Here is a 21981-nt window from a genome sequence, read left to right as displayed (position 1 = left end):
TCCTAAAAAATCCTGGCCTTTGTCATCACTGACATGGCCTCAGTAACTGCTTCCTGGATATTGTCACCTTTTATTTTCACTCCGGCTGCCCGCTTTGGCGGCTCCAGAATCTGAAGCACCTTAAACTGGCTTTCTAAGTTTTCTATTGGCGATAATTCCGTTATCTCCTTTTTTCTGGCAGCCATCTTACTTTTGATGGTAGGATACCTTGGGTCATAGTTGGGCTTTTGAATCGTAACCACACAAGGCAGGGCCGCCTCCATCACCCGATAGCCTTCCTCTGTTTCCTGTTTTAGCTTGATTCCACCCTCTACTGGCTCCACAGATATAACATTGGCAGCCACAGGCAGAGAACTCTCCTCCCCAAGAAAAAGTCCCACCTGGCTGGAGGCATAGTCCGTGGATTCTTTTCCGCAGAAAATAAGGTCAAAGGGTTTCCCTCTATCCTTTTCTATCTCTCCAATTGCCTTTTTTAAGGTTTTTGCAATGCCTGCGGGATCATGACTGAAAGCAGCCTCCTCCTTTACCAGATAGGCGTTATCGGCACCTACGGCCAGACAGTTCTTCAGGGAATTTTTGACGTCCTCCCCTCCAATGGAAACCACGGTGATTTCTCCTCCATGGGCTTCTTTCAGCCTTGCGGCCATTTCAAGAGCATAGGTGTCAAAGGCATTCACCACTGGTGTTACCCCTTGTAGGGCAGGCGTTTTGGAAACCGGATCAAGAGAGATTTCCACAGAATCATCGGGCACCTGTTTGATACAAACTAATAGTTCCATCCTTGGCTCCCTCCTTTTTATCTGCCGATGATATTGTTGGCTATGACGATTCGCTGGATCTCATTGGTTCCCTCAAAGATCTGAAATATTTTGGCGTCTCTTAGAAGCTTTTCTACGGGATATTCCCGGCTGTATCCATACCCACCAAAGATCTGGATGGCTTCTGAGGCAACTTCCATGGCAATGTCTGAGGCATAGCATTTGGCAATGGCGGATTCCATGGTATAGGTAAGGCCAAGGTCCATTCTGGTAAGGGCATGGGCTACCATCTGACGGGCTGTTTCGGTCTTGATCTGCATATCTGCCACCTTAAACTGGAGCCCCTGGTTCTTGATGACTGGATTGCCGAACTGGATTCGTTCTTTTCCATAAGAGATTGCTTCATCAATGCCTCTTTGTGCAATCCCTGCTGCAATGCATCCCATCCAGGTACGGGCCTGATCCAGGGTCTTCATGGCTATGGAAAAGCCTTTTCCTTCTTCACCGATCAAGTTAGAAGCCGGTATCCTTACATCTTCCAGAACTACATCACAGGTGTTAGAGGTTCTGATTCCCATCTTATTTTCTTCTTTCCCTGTACTAAGTCCCGGCGTTCCTGCTTCAATGAGAAACATGGACATACCCTTTACGCCTTTTGTCTTATCTGTCATGGCTGTCACGCAGTAAAATGCGGCAACTCCGCCATTGGTGATAAAACATTTTCTGCCGTTTAAAACATAGGAATCTCCATCCTTTACTGCCGTTGTCTTACCGGCGCCTGCATCAGAGCCTGCCCCCGGTTCAGTGAGACAGAATGCGCCAAGGCCGCCTTCTAATACCAACTCACATACCCGCTCTTTCTGGGCTTCACTCCCTGCAATCAAGACCGGTTTAAGAGCAAGGCCGCTGGCGGAAATGGTGGTGGCAAAGCCAGCATCTGCAATTGCCATCTGCTCAATAAGAGCTGCCACATCCACACGGCTTAAACCAGGTCCCCCGTATTCCTCCGGAACCTCCAGGGCCTGATACCCCTGTTCAAAGGCTTTTTCATAAATTTCTTTGGGCCACTCTCCTGAAACGTCAAATTCCTTACACGGTTCCTTTACTTCCTTTTCGCAGAAATTCTTCACATCCTGCAATAAATCCTGTGCCTCTTCTGATATCAAATATGCCATTTTTTCGCCTCCTGGACATTCATTTATGTTTATCGCTTTTAACAGATTTTTCCTGGATTTAAGATCATCTTAGGATCAAACACTTCCTTGATTCCCCTCATCAAACGCATGCTGGTCTCTCCTGCAAACGCTGCCAGATACTCCATCTTGCCGTGACCAATGCCGTGCTCACCGGAAATCATTCCGCCGCATTCGGCTGCCTTTTTATAGATCAGATCCATGAATTCTGCTACCTGCTTTTTAAACTCAGCCTCATCCATCTCATTGGCACAGGTATAGATATGTAAGTTTCCATCTCCTGCGTGACCAAAGCTCTTAATGGTAAAATCGTACCCATCTTCCAATGATTTGACATAAGAGAGATAGGATGGAATCTGGTTGACCGGAACCACCACGTCACATTCATCCAGAAGCTTTGTTTCTGCTTCAATGGCTTCCAGGAAAGTACTTCTGGCTTCCCAGGCTTCCTTTTTCTTTATAGGGGTATCTGCCACCAGAACATCTACTGCCCCCTCTTCCAATACCACCTCTGCTGCCTGTTCGGAAAGCTCTTCTAAAAGATCTGCCCTGTCACCGTCAAAGGTAATGAGTAAGTATGCACCGATATCCACGCCCTCCACTTCTGTTGGAAATACGTGTTTCCCCAGATACCGCTCGGAAGACAGGACGATTTCTTTTTCCATAAACTCCAGTGCCTGAGGCTTTAAGCCTGCCCGGAATATCTTTGGTACGGCGCCAATACAGTCCTCCAGATTTTCAAAAGGAACAATCAGGCTTATGGTCTCCTTGGGAGCCGAGATTACTTTTAGCGTCAGTTCGGTTATGATGCCCAGAGTTCCTTCGGAACCGATCATCAGATTAATTAAGCTGTAGCCGGTGGAGGTCTTGGAAACCGATGCCCCCAGATGAATGATCTCTCCTGTGGGAAGGACTACGGTCATGGCCCTGACATAGTCTCTGGTGCAGCCATACTTTACGGCTCTCATTCCACCTGCATTGGTGGAGACATTGCCTCCTAACGTGGCAAATTTTTCTCCTGGATCCGGGGGATATAAAAGCCCTTTGTTTTTTGCATCCTCAGCAAGGTCATTTAACAGCACTCCAGGCTGGACCCTGACCACAAAATTCTCCTCGTCGTAATCAAGAATCTTGTTCATCTTACTCATGTCAAGAAGAACTCCCCCATGAATAGCTACGGCAGCCCCGGTAAGACCAGTGCCTGCTCCTCTTGGAATCACAGGAATGTTGTGTTCAAAGCACAGCTTAACAATGGCTGCGATGTCCTCCGTGGTGGTGGCTTCAATCACGACTTCCGGGATTCCCTTTCCATAAATGGGCATCTCATCATGGAAATAGTCCTCGTTGATTTCTTCTTTTCCATGGACCTTCCCAGGAACGATTGCTTGAAGCTCCTGTATTAACTGGGGAGTAACCTGATTGTAAGTTACATCTTCCATTTTTCTGCCTCCTTTGCGGTGGTTAACGGTTATTTATTGTTCCTTATTTCTGACGATTACGGATACTCCGTCGGGGATCACTGTGATGGTCCCGTCAGACCTTCCAAGATAAGCGTCTGCCATGGAGATGGCTTCTTCCACGGTGTCAGCATAATCCATCTGCATGTCATGGACCATTTCCCTGGGGGCCTCTGTGACCATGATGACCTTATATTTTAAAAGAATTCTGCAAAGAATCTGTGATTCCCACTGGTCCGGTACGGTCTTATCTCTGGGAGTGGAAAGAAAACGCTTCATAATTTCATTCTTATCCGCTCCCCCTGCAAAGGTATCGTAAAGGGACTGGCCCCCATGACCGTCCTTGCAGCTCGCTGCCATGATGATGACGCCTCCTGGCTTGCAGGTGGCTTCTGCTGCTGTCATGCCTTTTACCGACTGGTAGATATTCTGATCTAAGGGGTAGCCCCCATTGGTGGAAATAACGATATCTCCGGGTAGGGCATCCACTCCTGATAAGGCGTCTACAAATTTGCAGCCTTCTCTATGAGCTTTATCAAAATGACCTGCATAGGCCTTAATTACCTTCTTATTCTCATCCAGCACGACATTGATGATAAATGCCAGATTTGCCTTGCCTGCGGCATAGATCATATCCTTTTGTATAGGATTTCCCTCAAGGATTCCGGTTCTTGCATATTGGCTGTCAATGAATTCTGAGCAGTGGTTCGCCATAACTGTCACGCCACTTGAAACTCCTGGCAGTACGCTCTTTCTGCCACCCGAAAATCCTGCAAAGAAATGAGGTTCGATAAAGCCCTCGGAAATCAAAAGGTCTGCCTCTGCCGCAACCCGGTTAATCAAAAGCTTTCCGCCGGATGGAAGGGTATCGATGAAAACCATATCCTCATCCTTCTGGCTTTCATGAACGAGAAAGCGGATATCATCTCTTTCCACTATGGCCTCACCAAACTTATCAATGAGTTCCTCCCTTGTGGTAGGCCTGTGAAATCCCGTGGCAATTAGTATGGTGAGAGTTGCCTCTGGATTTCCTTCTTTGATTTCAGCCATGACCCCAGGCATGATCACCCGGCTTGGAACCGGACGGGTGTGGTCGCTTGCAATCATGACAATGTTTTTCTTTCCCTTTACAAGCTCTCTAAGCCTTGGGGATTCTATGGGGTTTTCCATAGCATTTCGAACAATCTCTTCCTCGCCGCCATCTGGGTGATAGCTGTGGGCACCTGACAGAAGAATCCCGTTTAATCTGCTATCAGGGATGGTTACACTGATTCTATCTCTTCCAAAGGGAAGATTAACTGTCGCCATACGTTTTCCTCCTTATTTCTTATCCTTCGTACTGATAAAATCCGCTTCCTGTCTTTTGTCCCAGCTTTCCGCCCCGTACCATTTTTTTCAGCAAGGGGTGAGGACGGTATTTGGGATCTCCTGTTTCTGAATGCAGGACTTCCATAATGGCAAGGACTACATCAAGCCCAATTAAATCTCCCAGCTCCAGAGGCCCCATAGGGTGATTGGCTCCCAGCTTCATGGCGCTGTCAATTCCAGACGGATCAGCGACTCCCTCGGCGTAAATTCCTATGCCTTCATTGATCATCGGGATCAAGACACGGTTGACCACAAACCCGGCGGCTTCCTCCACCTGTACCGGAACCTTTCCAATATCGGCTGCGATTCGTTTGATCTCTTCCACCATATCAGAGGGTGTATTGAGACCGGCAATGACCTCCACCAGCTTCATTACCGGAGCCGGGTTAAAAAAATGCATACCTGCTACGGGACGGTCAAGACCTGCTCCCAGTTCTGTAATGGAAAGGGAGGATGTGTTGCTTACGAACATACACTCCTCTTTACAGATCTCCTGAAGCCTTTGGAATGTCTGTTTTTTCACCGCCATATCTTCTATTGCTGCCTCGATCACCAGATCACAATCAACACAGATGCCTATCACTCCTGTTGTAATTCTGGAAAGCAATTCATCCGCACTTTCCTGTGTGATCTTACCTTTTGACACTCTTCGTTCCAGGCCCTTAGCAATTTTCTTTTTCCCATTTGCCGCGAACTCCTCGTTGATATCGCATAAATAAACCTCATAGCCCTCTGTCTGGGCAAACGCCTGGGCAATTCCTGAGCCCATGGTACCTGCACCGATAATTCCTACTTTCATCCCAATACCTCCTTCTAACTTTGTGACCGTTACAACTCTATATAGATTTACTTCATCATGAATCTCTTCTCTTTCCGCTTTTCTAAAAATGCACCCATTCCTTCTTTTTGGTCGTAGGTTTCAAAACAATCACCAAACAGCTTTTCTTCGATTACCACTGCCTGATCCATATCTACCTGGAGACCGTCATTGATGGCCTTTTTACAGTTTCTCACTGCTATGGGAGCATTGTCTGCAATCCCCTTTGCCATTTTTTTTGCCTCGGCCAAAAGCTCTTTTTGGGGATAGATGGCATTGACCAGACCGATTCGGTATGCTTCCTCTGCCTTAATATTTCTTGCAGTAAAGATCATCTGCTTTGCCATTCCAGGCCCTACGATTCTTGCCAGTCTCTGAGTGCCTCCAAAACCCGGAGTGATTCCAAGACCTGCTTCCGGCTGACCGAATACGGCATTTTCCGAACAGATTCTGATGTCACAGCTTAAGGAGAGCTCACAGCCACCTCCAAGGGCAAAGCCATTGACAGCCGCTATTATGGGGATCGGAAAGGTTTCCAGGCGTTTAAAAATATCGTTTCCTCTCTTTCCAAAGGCCTCTCCTTCTTCCTTTGAGAAAGAGCTCATCTCTCCGATGTCCGCTCCTGCCACAAAGGATTTCTCCCCGGCCCCTGTTAAAATCAGTGCCCTTACTGAGCTTTGATCTATTTCATCCAGTATGTGATCCAGTTCCTCAAGGACCTGACTGTTTAAGGCATTGAGTGCATCGGGACGGTTAATGGTAATCAATCCTGTCTGGCCTTCCACTTCGTATGTAACAAACTTCATAAGCTGACCCCTCTTTCCATTTTAATCGTAACGAATTTACTCTCGCTCCACTATGGTGGCACAGCCCATACCGCCTCCAATGCAAAGGGTGGCAAGCCCTCTTTTCGCATCTCGCTTCTCCATCTCATGGAGTAAGGTCACCAGGATACGACAGCCAGAGGCTCCCACGGGATGACCTAAGGCAATGGCTCCGCCATTAACATTGACTTTAGACATATCAAGGTTTAAATCACGTGCTACAGCCAGAGACTGGGCTGCAAATGCCTCATTGGCTTCAATGAGATCAAAATCTTCTACGGTATGATTCGTCTTTTTTAACAGCTTTTTCGTGGCAGCTACCGGGCCGACTCCCATGATTTCAGGAGCTACGCCTGCCAGGGTACCGGCTTCCCAGAATGCCATAGGTTTGACCCCAAGCTCCTTTGCCTTTTTCTCACTCATGACTACAATGGCCGCAGCTCCATCGTTTATGCTGGAGGAGTTGGCTGCTGTCACGATTCCCTCCTTTTTAAAGGCTGGTTTCAGCTTTGAAATACCTTCCCAGGTAGTTCCGGGTCTGGGACCTTCGTCTTTATCAAAAACAATGATTTCTTTTCTTTTTTTGATTTCTATGGGTACGATTTCATCATCGAACCGACCGGATTCCTGTGCGGCACAAGCTTTTTGCTGGCTGGAGGCTGAAAAGCGGTCCAGCTCTTCTCTTGTAAGGCCCCACTGCTCTGCTACATTTTCAGCCGTTACTCCCATATGATAATCGTTTGTCGAATCCCATAGGGCATCGTTAATCATGGCATCCACAATCTGACCGTGATTCATACGGTAACCATAACGGGCATCTTTTAACAGATAGGGAGCCATGGACATATTTTCGGTTCCCCCGGCTACCACGATATCAGCATCTCCGCTTAAAACCATTTCTGCCGCCAGGTTGACGCAGTTTAATCCGGAACCGCAGACCACATTGACGGTTACGGCTGGAGTTTCCACGGGAATGCCTGCTTCTAAGGAAGCCTGCCTGGCAACGTTTTGCCCAAGGCCTGCCTGGATGACACACCCCATATATACAAAGTCAACCTGCTCCGCCGGGACCCCTGCCCGTTTTAATGCAGCCTGAATCACTGCCGCCCCCAAATCCTTTGGAGAAACTGTACTTAAAGCTCCTCCCATTGATCCGATTGCCGTACGGCATGCACCAGCTAAAACAACCTTTTCCCCCATCATTAGACCTCCTGTTTGATCTGTTTATTTGCTTTTTATATTTCCAGCTCACTGTAAAGGGTTTTTCCTGATTCATTTTTGGGGATTCCAGTCACCGGTCTGATGGTTACGGCTCTGGGGCTGATCCCCGTGATCTCATATAGATATTCCATGATCTCCTTAAGCTTCTCTTCCCCTTTGGTATCCGCATAAATAATCAGGCTGTCGTCCCTTCCCAGACAAGCAAAATCAACTCCTTCAAAATGTTCCTTTAACAGCCGCTCCACCTCATCGAGGTTTACTCTGTTTCCAAAGAGCTTGATGAAACGTTTCTTTCTTCCTGTTATGTAATAAAAGCCATCGGTATCTCGTTTAGCCATATCTCCCGTATAAAGGATTCCATTCCACTCATCTTCTTTTTTTAAATCCACTCTGCTGGAAGCATAGCCAAGTGCTACGTTATCTCCCTCATACACCAGCTCTCCCTGGACGAAAGGAGCTTTGATTTCTTCTCCCTTTTCATCTCTCAGCCAGAATCTCCCTCCCGGTATGGCAATTCCCATGCTGCCGCACCGCTCCTCAGCACGGTCTGCCGGAAGGTATCCCATCCTCGCAGTGGCCTCTGTCTGCCCATACATGACCACAAACTGTTTTCCTGTCTCTCTGGCGTAGGCTGCGAATTCTTTATGGAGAGTCGTTGGAAGTTTTCCTCCTGCCTGAGTCAGGGTTCTTAACTCCGGTAAATCCATCTCCAGAAATCCAATCCTCTTTAAGAGCTGATACGTATATGGAACTCCGCCTAAGGATGTGACCTTCCTTTCTTTTACAAAATCCCAAAACGGGCGTTCCACAATACTTTTAGTGGTGAGATAAATGGCAGCACCTTTCCTTACATGGCAGTTTATTATGGACAATCCATAGGTATAATTCATGGGCAGCGTGGTGACAGGCCGTTCCTTCTCCTGGATATTCAAATAGGAACAGATGGACTCTGCATTTGCAACAATATTGTCTTTACTCTGCCTTACAAGCTTAGGGCTTCCCGTACTTCCCGATGTGGTCAGAAGAATGGCAAGCTCTCCGTAAAGAGAGGGAGAATGAAACTCATTTCTCTCACATAAACAGTATCCCCTGACTCTCCAGACAATCTCACATTCCCCTGCTTTTGCGAGGCAGTCTTCCGGCACATATAAAAATGCGGGACAGTATTCTTCCATCAAACGGGACAATAGCTGGGAATTGATGTGTTTTTCCAGCATCAGAGGTACCACTCCTGTTTTTAAACAGCCAAGATACCCAAGAAGGGAACCTATGGTATTTTCGCAAAGAATAAAAATCAGCTTTTTTCCTCCCACACGCCGGATTAATTCCTCTGAAAAGGAGTTTAAATCCTGATAGGATACTCTGCCGCCCCCATCATTTTCTGCCAGCAAACGGTTTTCATAAGATGATTCGTTTTCAAACAGATTCATGCTCTTCCTCCCGGATAATTTCCCTGGACAACATACGAATTGTATCCTGCCCATCCCAGATTAAGTCCAGGTTCATGGCATTTCCTACAGGCACTATTCTGTGGATTCCATAAAGATGGTGATCCATCACATAATCCATGAGTTCCTTTCCATCCAGCCCATAATAGGTCACCGTCTGGAGCTGTCTCACTGCCAGTTCCTTAAGAACCCTTCGATAATCTCCCTGATACTCAAAGAACAATCCCCAGGTTCCCCGGTACGTTTCTGGAGCTTTTGGTATCCCGGACAGAAGAATCGTATAAACCAGATTACCAAACCTCTCTGTTTTTATAATTCCTTCCATTGTCATGGAATATCTGCATAGTGCTTCATACTTCTTTGTGGCTTTATGAGGACTTAAATCATAGGAGGCAGCTTCCTTTTCTATGGCATTCCACCATTTTTTATGTACCGCTTCTGCCTCTTCTTTCTCTTTTTCCTCACCCTGGTTCCATATGATATAACGAGGACTGGAACAGGCATTCTGATCCATAGCATATGTGTCGTTGACAAAGGAATGTGCTAGCTTTCTTAGTTCTTCGCCTTGCATTCCGGCCATGCTTTTCTGATTCAAAATACAGATGGAATACCGGTCTGGAAACATGACGGAAACTCCATCGGGCCTTAGATTCCATTTTCTAACTACTGATATGGTTTCGTCACCGCCCCATACCATCAGCCCATCACAAGCCTCTGCCCAGCTTCTTACGATTTCATGGTCTCTTTCACAGGAGAAAACTGAAATTCGATCCCTCATAGATGCAAATGGTGGTTTGTTCAAAAGATTGTCTATGATTTCACATAGTATAAAATCCTCTTCCTGACATCGGATTGAGATTCGTATAACGCAGCTGTTTCCAGCCAGCAGACCCATGACCATACTGTATGCAAATAACAAGGGGACATTGGAAGCTGCCATATGAAAAACCACACCTCTGCCGATTCGTACCCGGCCATCTTCATACCGCTTTTTAAATTCCTCCATATGAGCTCTTCTTATCCAGAACCCAAAGGCAGCCATTTCCGGATATCTTAATAATCCTCTATCCCTTCGTATTTCCTTAGAAAGTGCCTCCAGAAAATCCAGAACGGGTGTATCAAATGGGACCACCGGCTCTGCCTTTGGTCTTTCCACTCCTGCCAGATGAGTAAACTCAGCCTTCATAGGTGTCACTGCACCCCCTTATTTCCGCCTGGTGAATCCTTCCGCATACCTTAAAATATTTTCCCATCCGGCCACAGGGGCAGTCATCTTCTCCAAGAATGATTCCCTCATCTTCCGTAAGTATGGAGTGACCCGGATAAGAATGAGGCAGTGGTGAGAGCACCTGTATGATTCCTTTTTCTCCATGAGAACAAAGGGTAAAATCCCTTGCTCTTCTGGTGATGATGTCAGAATAAATACTTGCATGGAGATGCCCATGGGCGCATTCCATATAGATGCTTCCTGTTTGCTCCGCCATTCCATAGTAGTTATGAATGCTTCTGCATCCGGTGACTTCCCAAAGCCTTTCCTTAAATTCATCATCAGACACGGATTGATCCCTCAACTTTTTAAATCCGCCACCATGAATTAAAATGCCGCCTGAAAGATCCAGCTTTCTCCCGGATTGTTTCAGTGCCTGATAAAGGCAGGTCCAGATGATATAGGTAAAACCAAAGATCAGGACCTTTTTCCCCTGATATCGCTCCAGAAATTTCTCTACCCCATCTAAATCAAGGTTCATATCTTCGTCAAGCCCGTAAAAGAGCCTGGAAGAAAAGATAGAAAAACCAAGAATCCCTGCTCCTCTTGCAGAAAACATATTTCTGTCCTTTAATACCTGATGGCTGTCAATGATTAAGAAAGGCAGCCTGGAATCTCCAAAATAATCGCTTCCGATATTTGCCAGTGCCCTTTGCTGGTATTCTGCTGTTTCCCAGTCCAGATAGATTCTAGACACCTTCTGCCCGCTGGTTCCTGAAGAGGTCATGAGCTTAAACACCTTATCTTCCCCGATGCTGGTCAATTTCATTTCCTTAAAAAGACCTACTGGAACCATGGGGATTTCTTCCTCTTCCATATTTTTAAGGCGCGGAATCTTAAGGTTTGTCAGCAGCTGATCGTATGGGTCGCAGTTCTGTCTGTGATGCTCTGTCAGCTCTGTCAGCCATTCTCCGTAAAGCTTCCGCTTTTCAGACTGCGTGACAGAAAACGGTCCTCTCTCCAGAATGCCTTCATAATCCATCATAAATGGCTGCTCCTTTCCCCTAGATTACGACCCCATATTTTAACAGGACTTCCTTTCCCTTTTCATAGGAGGAAATGTTCATAACGTCCGATGTAGTGATATGAATATCAAACGCCTCCTCAAGGTCTGCCACTAAGTCCATATGCCCCAGAGAATCCCAGGAACGGGTGCCTCTGTATTTAAGACCGGAAAGGTCCTCTTCCTTTACCCTTAAATCCCGGATAAACAGCCGGTTATATGTCTCCAGATTTGTCATACTGCCTCACTCCTTTTCTCCTGCCACCACAAATAGGGTTTTCATCATCCTCTGTCTGCTGCTCACCGAAAGAATCCTCTGCCCATGCTGATTTTTGCAGGTTCCGTAAAAAAGTCCCATATAATGGTCCTCCTCTTCCTCAAAGGAAACGAACCTGACGGTGATTTCCACAGTATCTCCCCAGTAAACAGGGCGAATGAACCTGGTATTGTGCTCCACATACACGGTACCGCTACCTGGAAGTCTGGTTCCCATAAGGGCTGAGACCAGAGAATCCAATAGCATTCCGTGTACCAGAGGTCCTTCAAAACCAGCCTTTACTGCTGTCTGCTCCTCCAGATGTAGCCTGCTTTCATCTCCAGTCAATCGGGCAAAGCATTCTGCATCCTCCCTGGTTATGGTTCGTTTCATGGATGCCTCTTCATAAAGAGAAAGAATTCTTTTTTCCCGGGCTTTTTGGGGTTCCTCTTTCTCAGATGCCCGCAGCTCCCCCTGAAGCATTTGAAAGCTTTCTTCATCCCATAACAGAATTACTTTCTTACGGGCGTTCAGATTTTTTATATCCGCACATCTTCGGCTGCATCCGCAGACTACCATCCAAAAATCACAGACAATATCCTCAGCAGAATTCACATATTCTTGCTCCGGGTTATCTTTTCTGAATTTCTCCACCCGCCTTGCCCTGTTATAAAATGGATTACAGCCTCCGCAATACTTAATTCCAATAATCATGAAGTCCTCCAGACAACCGGTTACTTCTGACACTCCAGCATGTTCTGTAATTCCCTGGCTGCTGTGCTAAGAGGCCTGTTCTCGTCACTGACAATGCAGATTTTACGCTCAGGAATCTGTTCATGAAGCTTGATTTCCATGATTTCCTTTCTCTCCAGGAAGGGAATTGCAAATTCCTCCGGCACAAAACCGATGCCAAGATTCTTTCTGATCACCGGTATGATTAAGTCCATGGTAGCTACCTCAATGGCAGGCTGCATGGTGAGGCCGCAGGAGCGGTAAAATTCCTGAAGAAAGCCAAAGGTGGTAGAGGTACTGCACATGGTGATGAGAGGAAGCTTCACCACTTCTGAGAGAAACATCTTTCTCTCTCCATATTCCTGATATCTGTCTCCCCCTACTAAAATGCTCTTAAAGGGCTTCACATCAACCACCTTTAACCGCTGTTCATTGTCAATGGGCGTTGTGATAATTGCCAGGTCTATCTTTCCAGCCTTTAATTCACTTAAGGTCTGCTCCGTATTATAGTTGAAGATATTTAACTTCACCTGAGGATACTGTTCCTGGAATATCTTAAGCTTCTCTACCAGATAGGAACGCATGGACATCTGGGTGGCCCCTACATTGATATGATCATGCTGCTCCCCCATCAGTTCCCGAAGCTTTTCTTCTCCCTGCATCAGCTGCTTGCAGGCCGGAGCCACAAAGCTGTAGAGCAATTCTCCTTCTGCCGTAAGTGTCACGCCTTTTCTGGACCGTATAAACAGTTTGCACCCCAGCATGCTTTCTAGGTTCTGCATGCAGTATGTAACGGATGGCTGGCTTGTGACCAAGGCATTAGCCGCTCTGGTAAAATTCTTATATTTTGCTACATAGTAAAAAACTTTATAGTGTTCAAAATTGGCAGTCATACCATCACTTCTTTCATAAGATATTGATATCGTTACCCCAATTGACAAACCGGCCATGCATTGATAGACTACTATGCAAAGGAGGTTATCTATGGATATCACACTGAAACAAATTGAATCTGTTCTTGATGCAAAGGTGCGGCCCTCTTTAGCGGCCCACGGCGGCAATGTTATTGTTTTAAGCCTTGAAAACGATGTTTTAAGGGTCCGGCTCACCGGGAAATGTTCCGGGTGTCCTGCCGCTCACAGTACCAATGAGGAATTGATTTCTTTTGAGATCAGCCAGGCATTTCCTACCATAAAGGATATCATTTTAGTAGAAGAAACCAATCCCGAACTGCTTACAATGGCACATAAAATACTGAACCATCAGCTTTAATACAAAAAGATACTAAAATTGCCATGTTATCCTGGCCCGGAATCCTATCCGGGCCGTAACATGGTATTTTTCACTTCTCCAGTTCTCTCTCTTTATCTAATCTTACGTTTCTCTTGTAAAGATACATATCGAAAGTAATTTCAACAAAATTCAAAAAGTAGAAGAACCAGGATAAGAAAAACAGCCAGTCATTCCCGGTAGGGTCCGCATTGTACAGCAGAAATTTTCTTACAATCCCGAATATGTAACCCAGCCAGATGAAAAATTCAAAGGAAAGACTCTTTCCTTTTGCCGTTCTGGAAACATAAGATTTATGTATGGAAAATGGCCAAGACAAGCCAAAGCATACGATCATAAGGGTTTCCAGCAAATTAGAAATCATGACAATATTCATAAATCCCCTCCTCAATCCCCATTAAACTAATAACACTTCTCCAAAACGCTTCTCAAATTCTATGGATAACTCATCCCGGAATGCAGGAGCGGCAATCTTTATGAGTTCCTTTGCCCGGTCCCTTAAACATTTTCCTTTCAAACGAGCGACTCCATTTTCTGTTACAATGTAATCCACATCATTTCTGCTGGTTGTAACCGCAGCCCCCTCGGTAAGGAATGGAACGATTTTAGAAATGGTTCCTCCCTTTGTCGTAGAGCCAAAGGCAATGATGGACCGGCCTCCCTTTGATGCAGAAGCTCCTCTTACAAAGTCCATCTGACCGCCTACGGCTGAATACTGCTTTAAGCCAATGGCTTCCGCACACACCTGACCCATGAGATCAATCTGCAATGCTGAATTAATGGATACCACATTATCATTCTGGCTGATGACAAATGGATCATTTACATAGCTGACTGGCATCATGCAGATGGCTGGATTGTCGTGGACGAAATCGTAAAGGGTTCTGGTTCCCATCATAAAGGTGACCACCATCTTCTCCCGGTCAATGTTCTTCTTTTTCCCGGTAATGGCTCCTTTTTCGTAAAGGTCAATGATTCCATCGGAGATCATCTCGGAATGAATGCCAAGATCTCTTTTATCTCCCAGGAATTTTAAGACCGCGTCGGGAATTGCTCCAATCCCCAGCTGGAGACAATCCCCATCCCGGACAAGTCCTGCAATGTTTTCCCCAATCTTTTCCTCCACCTCTCCGATGAATGGGCGGCCATGTTCATGAATGGGCTCATTGCTCTCAACGATTGCTTCCAGATTGCTCACATGAATGAAATTATCTCCCATGACCCTTGGCATATTGGGATTCACCGCTGCAATGACCTTTGTGTTCTTTTGTTCCCCCACTTCCTTAGCAAAATCACAGGAAAGGCCATAGCTGCAATAACCGTGTTCATCCGGTGGTGAAAGAGTTACTAAAAATACATCTGCACAATCGGTCTGGGTTACGTAGTTTGGAATCCGGTTGAAAAAGCATGGGGTAAAATCTCCCTTTCCTTCCGCAATATAGCTTCTGCTTCTGGCTCCGATAAACAGTGACGTATACCGGAAATGCTTTTCCATACCAGGCTCAAAAAACCTGCATGCTCCCATATCATGCTGCTGCACAATATGGATACTCTTTAAATCCTGATCTACTACATAGTCAACCATGGCACTCAGTAAAAGATCCGGTTCTGATGCCGCATGACCGATTAATACCGTATCCCCTGAGCGAATGATTTTTACAGCCTCCTGAGGGGATTTTAACTTTGAAGCATAGATTTTTTTCCAGTCCACGAAGTTACACCTCCTGATATTTTTCGGCAAAACGTCTTTGGAATTCCTCCGCCAATTCCTCCTTGAACTGAGGCGCTGCTATCCCGATCAGCTGACGTGCTCTTTCTCTTAACGTATTTCCCTTCATTTTTGCAATCCCATGTTCAGTTACAATGTAATCCACATCATTTCTCGTAGTCGTAACCGTAGCTCCCTGGGTCAGATAAGGCACAATCTTTGATATGGTTCCCTTTTTCGCTGTGGAAGGAAATGCAAGGATGGATCTTCCTCCTCTGGAAAAAGAAGCACCTCGAATGAAATCCACCTGCCCGCCGATTCCGGAAAACTGCTTTAGGCCCATGGCCTCGGAGCAGGCCTCTCCCATAAGATTGACTTCTATGGAAGAGTTAATGGAAACCAGATTGTCGTTTCTTCCAATGATGGCCGGGTGATTGACATAGTCCACAGGAGCCATGAAAAGGCCTGGATTATCATCTGCAAAATCATAAAGCTTCCTGGTCCCCATAAGAAATGATACCACCATCTTATCCCGATTAAAATTCTTTGCGCTGCAATTTATAATCCCCTGCTCGTAAAGATCTACCACCCCGTCAGAGATCATCTCTGAATGAATGCCCAGATTCTTTTTATTACCAAGGAATTTCAGTACGGCATCGGGAATGGCCCCGATTCCAAGCTGGAGACAGTCTCCGTCATTGACCAGAGATGCGATATGCTCCCCAATGGCCATTTCCACATCTCCGATGTGGGGAAGCCCCAGCTCCGGAATAGGGGTATCATCCTCTACGATGACATCAATATCATTTACATGGATAAAGCTGTCTCCAAGAGTCCTTGGCATATTGGGATTTACCACAGCAATTACCTTTGCCCCCTCTGCCTCAGCTGCCGGCTTTGTATAATCGCAGGATACTCCAAAGCTGCAATAGCCGTGTTCATCGGGCAGAGATAAGGTCACTAAAACCACATTGGGCCTTTTTACCTGCTTAAAGAAATAAGGAGTCTGGTAAAAATAACATGGGGTAAAGTCCCCCCGACCGCTGTTGACGCAATCCCTTGTTTTTGCTCCCAAAAACAGGCTGTTCTCCCTGAAATGTTTTTCCATTCCAGGCTGTGCATAGAGGGAATGGCCCATATCCACCTGCTGGAATATCTCAATGTCTTTTAAATCCGCCTTTGCGGCATAATCCACCATGGTATCCACCAGCTTCATGGGTTCTCCCACTGCGTGGCCGATGACTACCCGGTCACCGGATTTGATGAGCTGAACAGCCTCTTCCATGGTTTTCAGTCTTGATAAATATATCTCTTTCCAGTCCATACCTATATGACCTCCCTGGCATATTAATTTGATAGAAGAGCTTATTCTTTAATATTGGCGATTGCCTTTGCAAGCTCTTTCTTCCTGCCCATATTGCTCTGGCGGGAAATCATGATTCTCTGTGCCTGAGGAGAGCCAGCACCGTGAAGAGATTCGGTCCTGTATCCAACTGCCGCAGTTCCTAAGGTGATATTTTCAATGAGACGAAGAATTCTTAACCGGTTTTCTGTAGAGACTCCCTCTACTCCTTTTAAGTATTTATCCACGTAACCGCCCACGACCGGATCCTTTAAATCCTTTTCAGATGGAGCTGTTACCATAAGGCCGCCTGCAATATCCTCTGCCAGACGGGCAATCTCATAGGGATATCTGGTCACGTTCTGCTTGCAGACATTGGCAAGAAGAAGGTCAATAATATAATTTCCGGATTCCGTAGGCGTACCTTCTGCTGAACAGGCGATGCCGCAGCAATACAGGGTCTCGTTTAAATGGGTCATTTCAATCAGCTTATCTTTAATATGAGATGCTTTTGGCACTCCGTTATAATCTGCTGCCAAAGCTGTAGCACCGATTAGAACATCGCCAACTCCTACCTTGCATCCACCGTAGGACTGTCTGTGATACCCGGCAAACCGTTCCACCAGAACTCCTGCAAATTCATATTCCCCATCCATGAAAATCCGGTCATTTGGTACAAATACATCATCAAATACCACCAGAGCTTCCACACCGCCAAACTGGCTGTTTCCAACGTCAATCTGGCTTCCCTCCAGCTTTCTGGTATCACAGGACTGTCTTCCGATGATCATGACAATACCATCTGCATCCGTTGGAACTGCAAAGGATACCGCATAATCCTTATCATCAGGTCCCATGGCAACCGTAGGCATGACGATCACTTCCTGAGAGTTAATGATACCAGTCTGATGAGCTTTTGCCCCTCTTACCACAATACCGTCTTCTCTGCGCTCTACCACTCTCAAATACATATCAAGGTCCGGCTGTTCATGAGGCGCAAGCCCCCTGTCCCCTTTGGGGTCCGTCATGGCCCCGTCAACGGTCAGATCTTCATCCTGAACCTTTCGTAAATACTCTTTAAAGTTCTCGTGGTAGCGGGTGCCATACTTTTTGTCAATCTCATAGGTGGTGGACCATTCCGCATTAAATGCGTCCATACCGACACAGCGCTGAAAGCAGGAAGCCGTTTTCTGACCGCAGAGCCTCTGCATTTTAACTTTTTTCATGAGATCGTCTGTACTTCTGTGAATATTGGCAAACCGGTTGATCTTTCTTCCGTCCTCCAGAGTCACTGTCATCAGGTCTTCATATTCCGGCATCTGGGCTAAGTCGTAAGTGGCCTTTACCGAATTCAGCGACGGTCTTAAGATCGGGTCGTCAACTGGGTTCTCGATCTTTTCCCCAAACATATATACATTGAGTTTCATTTTACGCATGCTTTCTACATACTCTTCCCCTGTCATCAAAGCCATAACTATCTTCTCCTTTTTTGCTTTGCAGACTGACTGTCAGCGATGCAAAGCGCTGTTCCATCAATAAGCTCAAAATAGTTCCTGATATATTTTAAGAACTCTTTGTGCATCTAAGGGCACAAAATTATTTGCCATCAGTCTTCCCTGCTGCTCCATGACGCTCTTTGTAAAGACCTCAAGGTCTTCCGGCTTAACGCCATACTCATGAAGAGGTTTTTTAGGAAGTATGGTTCCAAGCAGATCGTCAAGCTGGTCGTAAACCGTATCCACACTGCAGCCTAGAAGCTTAGAAAGACGCTGGTTCATCACTGCGATTTCCCCATCCTGGCGTATTTCCATATAGTTCTTTAAAACACCGGTAAACATGGCGTAATTGCTCTCCCCATGAGCCACATGATAGGTTCCTCCAAGGGGATAGCTTGTAGCGTGAACCGCGGCACAGCCTGCGGAGCCAAATGCGATACCTGCGTAATTGCTTGCAATGAGGAAATCCTTCATAATGGGAAGTCTGGCTTCTTTTCCTTCTGCTTTGATCTTCTGGTATCCCCTTATGATCATCTCAATTGCCTTGTAGCCAAACAGCTTGGTATAAGGAGTGGCTTTTGGTGATAAACTGGATTCCACCGCATGAACCAGGGCGTCGATGGAGCTGGTGGCGAACACACCAAAGGGCAGCCCCTTTAAAAGCTCTGGTACCAGTACTGCATCATCGGCATACATATGGGGTGACACCAGCCCCACCTTTGTCCCTAATCTGGTCCGGTTCACGATGGAAATGTTGGTTACCTCGCTCCCTGTTCCACAGGTGGTAGGAAGAATGACCAGTTCCCGTTTCTTTTCTATCTGATCAGGGGCTTCATACAGGGAATCCAGGGACTCCCCTGTTGATACTGCCATAATCTTTGCGATATCTATGACCGTACCGCCGCCGATAGCTATGATTCGTTTGCAATCTGTCTTTGCGGCCTCTTCTAAAATGGCATCCACCATGATATCCGTAGGCTCTCCACTCCCGTAAGCTTCCTGAAAAATGGTATGCACCTTTAATCCCATGTCTCCGAAGTAAGGGTTATATATGTATTCATTGGTCAATACCAGATCATCGCTTCCTAAATTAAAATTCTTAGCGAATTCAGCGCAGGTATCGTAATATGAAATCTGTGACTTTAAAATTACTTCCTTCATAAGCGGAATCTCCTATGCAAAAATTTCTTCATCAGACGGCTGGTTCCAATGCTTCTTTACAAATGCGATGCGGCTCTTGTTCATTAAGTGAGTAAAGAAGAGATTTTCGCTGATCGCATTATTTCCCCAGCTTCCGCATCCAAGAGTTGTGGTTGGATTTAAGGCATTTGCAAACGCACCGCCTGCCATGCTGGAGCAGGTCTGGTTGACAACCACACGGCTGACTGGAAGTCTGACTCCTGCATATTCGATATGGGCCTGATTATCAGACTGAATATCTGCAGAATGGCCTTCGCCCTCTACCAACAGATTATCGTAGGCAATCTCCACTGCTTCTTCCCATGTCTCATAGCTGTAGGCAGCCATCATAGGACACATCTTTTCCTTGCTCCATACCACGCCAGCCCCATGTTTTTCCGGCTTTACGATAATAACTTTAGTGCCTTCCGGTACCGTAATGCCTGCCAGGTCTGCGATGGTTTTGACCGATTGTCCTACTACATTCTTATTGATAATTCCGTCTGGGAATACCACTTCTGCCAAATTAGCAAGGACTGCCGGGTCATCAATGTAGTAAGCACCCTGAGATACAAATTCTTTTATAATGGCATCGTAATCCTTTTTCGGTGCGATGATGCTCTGGGTTCCGGAACAGATGATTCCATTATCAAAGATACGGCTTGCAATCATTCGTCCCGCTGCTGCCTTATAATCAATTCCTTCATCCACTAGTCCCTGAACGTTACCTGGTCCCACGCCATAGCTTGGTTTACCGCTGGAATAAGCTGATTTCACAACGCCCATACCGCCGGTTGCAATCACAGCATCGCAAGCTGACATCAGTTCTGTGGTCAGCTCCACGGTTGGAGCTTCAATCACCAGGAAAATGTCTCTGGGAACTCCCATGCGGTCTAATTCTTTGTAATATAGTTCTGCCAGAGCCATGGCACATTTTTTACCTCTTGGATGAGGTGCAATGATAATGGAGTTCTGACATTTTACTGCGAACATGGCATTGCACATGGGGGTAACAACCGGATTGGTACATGGAGTAGCTGCTGCAATGACTCCCATGGGCTTTCCTACTTCAATGAGCCCTGCCTCCTCATCTCTTCCAATGATGCCAATGGACTTCTTACCCTTTAAGGCATTCCATATATTTCTGGATTTCCCCTTGTTCTTCGTGACCTTATCCTCGTAAACACCCATTCTGCTTTCTTCCGCTGCCAGCTTTGCAAGTGGCTCCGCATTGTCAAAGACAACCTTCGCAAACATTTTTACGATTTCGTCCGTCTTTTCCTGATCATAGGTGCATAGAATCTGTTGTGCATTTCTGGAACGTTCTACCAATGACTGAATAAATTGACTCATTTTCGCTTCCTCCTAATCGTTGTTAGTGATTTTTTTAACATTGTTCTTGATAATAGTTTAACTCTTTTTCTCAATAATTAGAAATACTAGTTTTTTATCATAAACGATAGGATTTTTATATACTTGTTTTTATGCAGATTAAACAACATTTTATAATTCTATCACACAATCAGTTAAATTATTACCATTATTTGTCCACATTTATTTATTTCATTTGACGTTTTAAACAAATATTTATCTCGTTATCTAAATTGATTTCTTCTGTTTTTGACAAGATAAACCCAGGTTTTTCCTTTTATGATGAGCGCTGATATCCTTACCATAGGAGGTATTGTCAAATAATTAACGCTAAAAAATCCAGGCAGTGGGAGGGAATTAATCCCTCACAACTGCCTGGATGTATCTTTGTGAAATATAATGAGCTGGGATCGGAATTCTTAGATCCAATCAGCCATAGATTCTTTTATAAATACGATTTCATTCCTATAAAAGTCCTGATGCCCTTCTTCTTTCATTTTTAAAAATACTGCATTCCCTTTCTTACATTCCCGGTCAAAAAGAGCTACCAATGCCTCCAGGCGCAATATGACCTGATGAAGCAATTCCGAGGTATGCTCCATTCCGTAAGCGCTTAAGAATTCATGAAGCAAGATTCTCCGTTCCCTTGCGTCCTTTTCCTTATTGTATTCCTGGTATTCCTTATTCTGTGGATCATAGACTTCTATCCCTAAAGGTACAAAGCGATACGCAGCATAGGCCACATCCCATATTCTCGGACCTGGGCAAGCCGTATCAAAATCAATGATGCCGATGGTTTTTTGTTCATGAAAGGTAACGTTATAAGGTGCAAAATCGTTATGACATATAACCTCCTGCTCCAGTGGACCATCATACTGCAAAAACCAGACATCATCTGGAAGTCTTTTAAAATCAAGAGTTGCATCATGATATTGCCTCAATAACTCAGCAGCAGATCGGACTGTCAAACATTTCTGTTCCATATCGTAAGTGGCAGGATAATCGTCCAAGGTGTTTCCCTCCATAAAGCTTAACATCTCCTGAGTCTCACCATAAAGGCCCAGAAAACGTGGTGTAAAAGAAACCCCTTTGTTTTCAAGATGCTTAAGCAACCGGTGAATCGTATTGCTTTGAGGCTTTAAATCCCTGTAGACCGCACCCTCTTTCCGATAAACCCTGGACATATTTCCACCACTTAACACCGTTACTGTATCCACTTAAAATCTTCCCTCCCTTCTGATTGGTTCATTC

At 45.7% G+C, this 21981-nt stretch carries 21 protein-coding genes; 1 reads left to right on the top strand and 20 read right to left on the bottom strand.

The window, feature by feature from the left end:
- Positions 1-2 precede the first annotated feature (2 nt).
- The 13 genes from T546_RS0110930 to T546_RS0110870 are packed head-to-tail and all read right to left on the bottom strand — an operon-like array spanning position 3 to position 13294.
- Entirely contained in the window at positions 3-779 is a 777-nt protein-coding gene (locus tag T546_RS0110930) for an electron transfer flavoprotein subunit beta/FixA family protein (protein ID WP_026891648.1), read from the bottom strand.
- Between the two features lie 17 nt (positions 780-796).
- Positions 797-1933, bottom strand: a complete 1137-nt coding sequence (locus T546_RS0110925; RefSeq protein ID WP_026891647.1) for an acyl-CoA dehydrogenase family protein — start codon at positions 1931-1933, stop codon at positions 797-799.
- A 38-nt stretch (positions 1934-1971) separates the two neighbouring features.
- Positions 1972-3390, bottom strand: coding sequence for an FAD-binding oxidoreductase (locus tag T546_RS0110920; protein WP_026891646.1), 1419 nt, complete (start codon positions 3388-3390; stop codon positions 1972-1974).
- Positions 3391-3423: 33 nt separating this feature from the next.
- Complete coding sequence (larA, locus tag T546_RS0110915) at positions 3424-4716, bottom strand: nickel-dependent lactate racemase (RefSeq protein ID WP_026891645.1); 1293 nt, start codon at positions 4714-4716, stop codon at positions 3424-3426.
- A gap of 19 nt (positions 4717-4735) precedes the next feature.
- Entirely contained in the window at positions 4736-5575 is an 840-nt protein-coding gene (locus T546_RS0110910) for a 3-hydroxyacyl-CoA dehydrogenase family protein (RefSeq protein ID WP_026891644.1), read from the bottom strand.
- 47 nt (positions 5576-5622) lie between these two features.
- A complete protein-coding gene (locus T546_RS0110905; RefSeq protein WP_026891643.1) occupies positions 5623-6399 on the bottom strand; it encodes an enoyl-CoA hydratase-related protein in 777 nt (258 codons plus the stop codon).
- A gap of 36 nt (positions 6400-6435) precedes the next feature.
- Positions 6436-7617, bottom strand: a complete 1182-nt coding sequence (locus T546_RS0110900; protein WP_026891642.1) for an acetyl-CoA C-acetyltransferase — start codon at positions 7615-7617, stop codon at positions 6436-6438.
- A gap of 35 nt (positions 7618-7652) precedes the next feature.
- Positions 7653-9068: an AMP-binding protein gene (locus tag T546_RS0110895; protein ID WP_051629760.1), complete on the bottom strand. Its 1416-nt coding sequence runs from the start codon at positions 9066-9068 to the stop codon at positions 7653-7655.
- Entirely contained in the window at positions 9055-10272 is a 1218-nt protein-coding gene (locus T546_RS23370) for an acyl-CoA reductase (protein WP_034598889.1), read from the bottom strand. The genes T546_RS0110895 and T546_RS23370 overlap by 14 nt, the downstream gene beginning before the upstream one ends.
- Positions 10262-11338 carry a LuxE/PaaK family acyltransferase gene (locus tag T546_RS0110885; RefSeq protein ID WP_026891640.1) on the bottom strand — a complete coding sequence of 359 codons (1077 nt, stop codon included), beginning with the start codon at positions 11336-11338 and terminating at the stop codon, positions 10262-10264. The genes T546_RS23370 and T546_RS0110885 overlap by 11 nt, the downstream gene beginning before the upstream one ends.
- A gap of 19 nt (positions 11339-11357) precedes the next feature.
- Positions 11358-11594 (bottom strand): acyl carrier protein, encoded by a 237-nt coding sequence (locus T546_RS0110880; protein ID WP_026891639.1) that lies wholly within the window; start codon positions 11592-11594, stop codon positions 11358-11360.
- A gap of 6 nt (positions 11595-11600) precedes the next feature.
- Positions 11601-12326, bottom strand: a complete 726-nt coding sequence (locus T546_RS0110875) for a MaoC family dehydratase (RefSeq protein WP_026891638.1) — start codon at positions 12324-12326, stop codon at positions 11601-11603.
- 20 nt (positions 12327-12346) lie between these two features.
- On the bottom strand, positions 12347-13294 hold the full coding sequence (locus T546_RS0110870; protein WP_084326344.1) for a LysR family transcriptional regulator: 948 nt from the start codon (positions 13292-13294) through the stop codon (positions 12347-12349).
- A gap of 34 nt (positions 13295-13328) precedes the next feature.
- Here T546_RS0110870 and T546_RS0110865 point away from each other — a divergent pair, with 34 nt between their 5' ends.
- A complete protein-coding gene (locus T546_RS0110865; RefSeq protein WP_026891636.1) occupies positions 13329-13616 on the top strand; it encodes a NifU family protein in 288 nt (95 codons plus the stop codon).
- Between the two features lie 70 nt (positions 13617-13686).
- On the opposite strand, the gene T546_RS0110860 is transcribed toward T546_RS0110865, so the two are convergent.
- From T546_RS0110860 to T546_RS0110830, 7 genes are all read right to left on the bottom strand, one after another.
- Entirely contained in the window at positions 13687-14010 is a 324-nt protein-coding gene (locus T546_RS0110860; protein ID WP_242842221.1) for a hypothetical protein, read from the bottom strand.
- A 21-nt stretch (positions 14011-14031) separates the two neighbouring features.
- Positions 14032-15345: an acetyl-CoA hydrolase/transferase family protein gene (locus T546_RS0110855; protein WP_026891635.1), complete on the bottom strand. Its 1314-nt coding sequence runs from the start codon at positions 15343-15345 to the stop codon at positions 14032-14034.
- Between the two features lie 4 nt (positions 15346-15349).
- The gene (locus T546_RS0110850; RefSeq protein ID WP_026891634.1) at positions 15350-16666 is read right to left on the bottom strand and encodes an acetyl-CoA hydrolase/transferase family protein; all 1317 of its coding nucleotides are present in this window, start codon (positions 16664-16666) and stop codon (positions 15350-15352) included.
- Positions 16667-16707: 41 nt separating this feature from the next.
- Positions 16708-18156, bottom strand: coding sequence for a 4-hydroxyphenylacetate 3-hydroxylase family protein (locus tag T546_RS0110845; protein ID WP_026891633.1), 1449 nt, complete (start codon positions 18154-18156; stop codon positions 16708-16710).
- Positions 18157-18225: 69 nt separating this feature from the next.
- Positions 18226-19341 carry a 4-hydroxybutyrate dehydrogenase gene (locus tag T546_RS0110840; protein ID WP_026891632.1) on the bottom strand — a complete coding sequence of 372 codons (1116 nt, stop codon included), beginning with the start codon at positions 19339-19341 and terminating at the stop codon, positions 18226-18228.
- A gap of 12 nt (positions 19342-19353) precedes the next feature.
- Positions 19354-20712 (bottom strand): aldehyde dehydrogenase family protein, encoded by a 1359-nt coding sequence (locus T546_RS0110835; RefSeq protein WP_026891631.1) that lies wholly within the window; start codon positions 20710-20712, stop codon positions 19354-19356.
- Positions 20713-21149: 437 nt separating this feature from the next.
- Entirely contained in the window at positions 21150-21947 is a 798-nt protein-coding gene (locus T546_RS0110830; protein ID WP_026891630.1) for an aminoglycoside phosphotransferase family protein, read from the bottom strand.
- Positions 21948-21981 lie beyond the last annotated feature (34 nt).

This window comes from [Clostridium] aerotolerans DSM 5434, from assembly GCF_000687555.1.
In the GTDB taxonomy this organism is placed as follows: Bacteria; Bacillota; Clostridia; order Lachnospirales; family Lachnospiraceae; genus Lacrimispora; species Lacrimispora aerotolerans.
The sequence above is the reverse complement of the archived record's forward strand: the minus strand, read 5'-3'. Positions and strand labels throughout refer to the sequence as shown.